Source organism: Protofrankia sp. CiP1_Cm_nod2 (assembly GCF_920664355.1).
In the GTDB taxonomy this organism is placed as follows: domain Bacteria; phylum Actinomycetota; class Actinomycetes; order Frankiales; family Frankiaceae; genus Protofrankia.
Genome location: NZ_CAKKTL010000033.1, coordinates 26384 through 32163, shown reverse-complemented (window position 1 = coordinate 32163; position 5780 = coordinate 26384). Strand labels below are relative to the sequence as shown.

Here is a 5780-nt window from a genome sequence, read left to right as displayed (position 1 = left end):
GGCGGGCGGTGGCGGCGCGGCGGCCTCCCGGGACGTCCGCCAGCTCGGGGTGGCGCTCAGCCGGCCGCGGGTGGCCGACCGGCGCGAGGGCGTCCGGGCCCGGGTGGCGCTGCGTTTCCCCTGGCTGCTCACGGACCCGCGTGACCTCGGCTATCTCGACGCCTACGACGTGATCATGGCGAACTCGGTCTACACCCGGGACTGGATCCGCCGGCTGTGGCACACCGACGCCGACATCCTCTACCCGCCGATCCAGGTGGCGTGCCTGACCCCGGCGCAGGAGCGGGAACCGTCGGTGCTGACCGTCGGCCGTCTGTTCGCCCCCGGTCTGGGGCACGCCAAACGGCAGCTGGAGATGGTGCGCTGGTTCGGTGAGCTGTACCGCTCGGGCGCACTGCCCGACTGGCGGATGCACGTCGTCGGCGGCTGCGAGGACTCCCAGCTCCCCTACCTGGAGCGGATCCGGGACGCCGCCCGCGGCCTGCCGGTGGAGATCCATCCGAACGCCCCGCGGCACGAGGTGGAACGGCTGCTGTCCACCTGCTCGGTGTTCTGGTCCGCGACCGGCTACGGGGAGGACGTCGACCGCCGCCCGTGGACGGCCGAGCACTTCGGGATGACCACGGTCGAGGCGATGGCCGGCGGATGCGTCCCCGTGGTGATCGACAGCGCCGGCCAGCGCGAGATCGTCCGCCACGGGCTCGACGGCTTCCGCTGGACCTCCCCGCAGCAGCTCGCCTCGTTCACCCGGCGTCTCGCCACCGAGGACGCCATGCGCCGGCGGCTCGCGGCAAGCGCGGCCGCCCGCGCCCAGGAGTACGCGGACGCGGCGTTCGCCACCCGCTGGCGCGACATCGCCACCCGCCACCACCTCTACAGGCAGACCATGGCGGACAGAGCCTAATCACTTTCAGTGATCGCTCCCCGTTCAGCAGAAAAACAACAGAGCGGGCAACGGCGAACAACATCGTCACGATCCGGGGACTTCGAGCCCTGGAGCGTCTCACCATGGAGAACCACTCGATCACCTTTGGCGATCGTGCGCCAACAGGATGGACAGCACCAGGGAGTACCGACCACCGAGAGACACCAACCGGCGGGACCATTCACGCCGACCGCCGGGGGCTACCGGCGGCGCTGCCCGACGGCCCGCTGCCCGGCGGCGTCCCCAGGCGGCTGTGGTACTCACGGACGTACCCGTGGAGAGGAGCGAGCCCGATGCGGGTCATCCTGGACGGAACGCCCCTGCTCGGCCCGCGCACCGGGGTGGGCCACTACACCGGCCACCTGCTCGCCGAACTACCGTCACTGCCCGGCCTGGACGTCGCCGCGACCGCGTTCACCTGGCGTGGGCTCGACGGGTTCGCCCCGGCGCTGCCACCGGGCGTGCGGCCGGCCGCGCGCCGCGTCCCGGCCCGGCTCATGCACGAGGCGTGGGCACGCACCGACACGCCGAAGCTGGAATGGCTGGCCGGCGCGGCCGACGTGGTGCACGCCACGAACTTCGTCCTGCCGCCGCTGCGCCGCGCCCACGGCGTGCTGACCATCCACGATCTCGCCTATCTCAAGCTCACGAACACCGTCTCCGCCGCCTCCGCCCGCTACCGGGAGCTGGTCCCGCGCGGCCTGCGCCGGGCCGCCGCCGTCGTCACCCCGAGCGCGGCGATCGCCGCCGAGGTCGTCGACACCTACCGGCTGGATCCGGCGATCGTGACCGCGACACCGCTCGGCGTGGACGCGGCCTGGTTCGACGCGTCCCCGCCGTCCGCGCGCTGGCTCGCCGCCCATGGTCTGCCCGAGCGGTATCTGCTGTTCGTCGGCACCCTTGAGCCACGCAAGAACCTGCCGACCCTGCTGGCGGCGGTCCGCGGCCTGCACGCCGAGGTCTCCGACGCGCCGCCGCTGCTGCTGGTCGGGCCGTCCGGCTGGGGGCCGGCGCTCGACCGGTCGCGGCTGCCGGCCGGGGCGGTCGTCACCACCGGCTACCTGCCGACGAACCAGCTCCGCCGGCTGGTCGCCGGGGCCGCCGCCCTGTGCTTCCCCTCGTTCTACGAGGGGTTCGGCCTGCCGCCGCTGGAGGCACTGGCGGCCGGGACCCAGGTGGTCGCCGCCGACATCCCCGCTGTCCGGGAGGTCCTCGGCCCGCTGGCCGGCAAAGGCGTACGACTCGTCCCGCCGATGGACACCGAGGCATTGACCGACGCGCTGATCGGCGCGCTCAAGGAGGATGCCGACCCGGCCCCGGGCCGCTCCCACGCCCGGACGTTCACCTGGCGCCGCACCGCCGAACGCACCGCCGCCGTCTACGCCTCCCTCACCTGACCCACCCCGCCCCGCAGGCGGATTCCATCCGCGCGCACCGTAGGTGGATTCCGTCATCACAGCAACGCTTTCCACCTACAGCAGCGGAAGCCGTAGGTGAAAAGCGTTGTGATGACGACGGTTTTCACCTACAGCTTCCGCGCCTGTAGGTGTCATATCGCCCCACTTCATGGGTCTCGCAGGTCACGGGCGTACCGTTCGCTGTTGATCTCAGCGTTTCGTCGTAATCGATCATCCGGCGGACAGTTCCCGGATCACACGCCGGAACGGCAGCGACCCGGAGCCGGTGGGCCAACACCCGCTCCGGGTCCTGATCCCCAACCCTGCGCAGAAAGGAGTCAGAGACCCATGGAAATGATCCCAAACAGTCGTCGGCCTGGTCGTAGCGAGTCGCATTTCAATGGCTTGTTGATGGCGGACCCGGCGGAGTCAGCCCGTGTCAAGCTGCCCCCGCCGGACTCGGACCTATACATTCTCCGGTCAGCGCTGGTGCTGCCGGCCAGCGGAGGCGATCAGCGGACGTTCGCGCTTCTCTCCCCTCCGGACGGGACGGCCGGGACAGAACCCCGAGGGGAAGTCCGTGGGCTTACCGTCACCGGGTATGGCCGGGCAGCACATGGTGTGTCTGTCCGCCAAATCGCACAACCTTGATCGTTGCCCAGGACCTCCGACACACCGATAATCGAGGGAGGCCGTGGGAAACATCGACATCTCGCCGACCTGTACAAACGTTATAGATCATGGATTTTGGCGCGATTGTCCACAGACCCCCGTTGTCCACAGACCCCCGTCGGAGATTAGAGGACGATCTTGTATCGTCGCAGGTCAGCAGGGGTGAAAACTATGGTACGGTTCCCGCACAGGCAAGATCCGAGTCGGATTACAACACGAACAACACGCCGGTCTCCCAACCGACATGCAGGGCGGGCGGCAGAGCCGACGTACCGTCGGGCACGGCGTGCCGGTGCCGCGTGCAGGCGTCGCATGGCAGTCCCGCCGGGTCCCGTTCCCGGGCGCGGCGGGTGTGGCGCGCCTTCTGCGGCGATTTGAAGGGGCGCTCCTGAAGCCGTGCAGGACTTTGGCGGCGATCTTTCTTCGGTGCGTGTGTCCTGGTCAGGCGGCCGGTTGCTGGACAGACGAGATGACCTGGTCCGGGGTGTCGAGCCAGAACGTCTGCCCTTCGGGGGTGACGATCAGGCCGAAGCGGGTGTGATCGGGCTGGCCGGTGCCGATCCACCAACGGTAGGTGGCTTCCAGTTCATCCCACAGGTGGCGTGGTCCCTGGTGGTAGACCTTGTGAACGTCCGTGCCGGGAACGATGGTGGCCCACGATCCGGATGCGTAGTGCGACAGCAGCATGATGCCATCGGCCCTGAGCCCGGTCACCCAATCGGGAAGGCGGGCGCCGAAGGCGAACCCGGTCTCAAAGTCGGCAAACGGCTCAGGGTGGTAGATCTGCGTTGTTGTGATCTGGACGCCATCTGGTTCTTCGTCGTAGTAGGCGGCGCTTTCCGGGCTGTATACCCGCCACAATGCCCTGTCGTTCCGCTGGTTGCGTAGCCGCATGAACCCGGTGCTGCCGTGGCAGCGGCCCCGAGCGGTGCCGTCATCGCCGACGGTGAGGCAGGCGAACGCCTGGCATTCGTCGAAGCCGGCGACGAGAGGGAGCACGATTTTCCCGCCGGGTCGGGTCTGCTCCACCCATGCGTACGGCACCCGCAGCGCACTCGCGGTGCATATGACCCGTTCGTAGGGGGCGTTCTCGGCGTATCCGAGGGCACCGTCGCCGGTGACCACCGTGACCGGCAGGCCGGTCCTGGCGAGGACGGTCCGGGCGTGCCGGGCAATCTTCTCGTCCATCTCGATGGTGGTGACATGCCCGGGTGCCGCCCTCTCGGCGATCAGTGCGGCGTTGTAGCCGGTTCCCGTGCCGATCTCCAGGACGTCTGTGCCGTGGTGGACGTCGAGCAGACCGAGCATCGCGTCCATGACCGCGAGAGCGCTGGAAGAGCTGGTCGGGAAGGTGCCGGTACCGTCTTCGTCGAGTTTTCCATCGTCGACCTGAGTGACGATCGCATCATCGCTGTCGACCAGCCTCGACCAGACGTCCGGATCATCAGCCCGGTTGATCGGATACATGGAGCTGCCTTCTCCCCGATGAACCCAGATCACGGGCGGGATGAAATCGGCCCGATTCATACCGTTCCCTTCCCATTACATCTGTCACAGTTCTTGATCTCGGTTGCGGCCTTTCCGCTTCGGCCGTCATAAACAACCGTGATAGTTCCGGTGCCGTTACACTTCGGACAGGTCTGGGGTTGCGAGTGTTTCCCCATTGCACTCCTTGAACAACTGTGGAGAAAACCGGCGGCGACCTGTCAGCCCGAGTCGGCGCCCCTGTTTCTCCGGGTGTGCCGTGCGACGCGGTGGCGGGCCCGGTGAGATCGCGGTGGTTCGTGGCGGCCTCCTCGCCCCCGGACACCGACGTGCCCGCCGGAACCTGCCACGGAGAGCACCGGAGAATCAGCGTAGCCGGCTATGGCGCGCCCACCTGTACCGCACCGCCTTGGCCGCCCCCGAAACCGCCGAACAGATCTACGCCCCGTTCCGGGTAGCAGCGGTTTTCTGCCCGCGGCTGACGACGGAGGTGGGCGGGGGCTCTCGTAGCCTCCAGGGGTGGTGGACGCACTCGACGGGCCGGCGTCCGTCAGCCGGGAGGCGGGCGGGGCGGAGCCGGGCCGGGCCGGTCGGCGGCGGGCCGGCCTGGTGGGGCAGGGCGGTGGACGGTGGCGGGGCGGGGTCGCTGTCGCGGCGCTCGTCGGGCTGGACGTGGTGGTGGTCGCCGCGCTGTGGCCGACGCTGGTGCGTCCGCTCTGGTACGACGAGGCGTGGCGGGCCTACCACCTCAGCGTCGGCGCGGGCTGGTTCGAGGCCCTGCGGACGGCGAACGCGCCGCTTTCCGGGGGCTGGTTCGCGGTCGAGAAGCTGGCGGTCGCCCTCGGCGGTGACACCGAGCTCGTCCTGCGGGCGCCCCAGATCGTCGCGCTGGCCGCGCTGTCGCTGGTGACCTACCTGCTGGGCCGGTGGTGGCTGTCGCGGCCGGCGGCCACGGTCGTCGCCGGGCTGCTCACGGTCAACGGCGGGCTGCTCGTCTACGGGCTGCAACTGAAGTCGTACCTGCCGGAGGCCGCATGCACGGCGGCCGTCGCGCACCTGTGGCTGTGCGCGCGCCGCCGTGTCGAGGCGGGCCGGCGTTCGTGGCCGGCTCGGGCGGGCATGGCGCTGTGCGCGATCATGGCCGTCACCTCGCTGTTCGTCCTGGCTCCGCTGCTGTTACTGGACGTCGTGGACGCCACCCGATCCTGGTGGGCGTGCCGCCCACGCCAGGCCCGGGGCACCAAGACCGAAACGGATGCCGCAGCGCAGGAGGCCGCCCACCCACGGTGGCGCCCACGACA

The 5780-nt window shown here is 69.6% G+C and carries 3 protein-coding genes and 1 pseudogene; 3 read left to right on the top strand and 1 reads right to left on the bottom strand.

What is annotated here, in order from left to right; genetic code table 11:
• A partial coding sequence (locus tag NBW84_RS05820; protein WP_250282403.1) for a glycosyltransferase occupies nucleotides 1–904 on the top strand: 904 nt, incomplete at its 5' end.
• A 314-nt stretch (nucleotides 905–1218) separates the two neighbouring features.
• Nucleotides 1219–2322, top strand: coding sequence for a glycosyltransferase family 4 protein (locus NBW84_RS05815; protein WP_250282402.1), 1104 nt, complete (start codon nucleotides 1219–1221; stop codon nucleotides 2320–2322).
• A gap of 1113 nt (nucleotides 2323–3435) precedes the next feature.
• Here NBW84_RS05815 and NBW84_RS05810 read toward each other — a convergent pair.
• On the bottom strand, nucleotides 3436–4461 hold the full coding sequence (locus NBW84_RS05810; RefSeq protein ID WP_250282400.1) for a methyltransferase domain-containing protein: 1026 nt from the start codon (nucleotides 4459–4461) through the stop codon (nucleotides 3436–3438).
• Nucleotides 4462–4998: 537 nt separating this feature from the next.
• Here NBW84_RS05810 and NBW84_RS05805 point away from each other — a divergent pair.
• Nucleotides 4999–5780: pseudogene (locus NBW84_RS05805) on the top strand (glycosyltransferase family 39 protein); the annotation flags it as partial.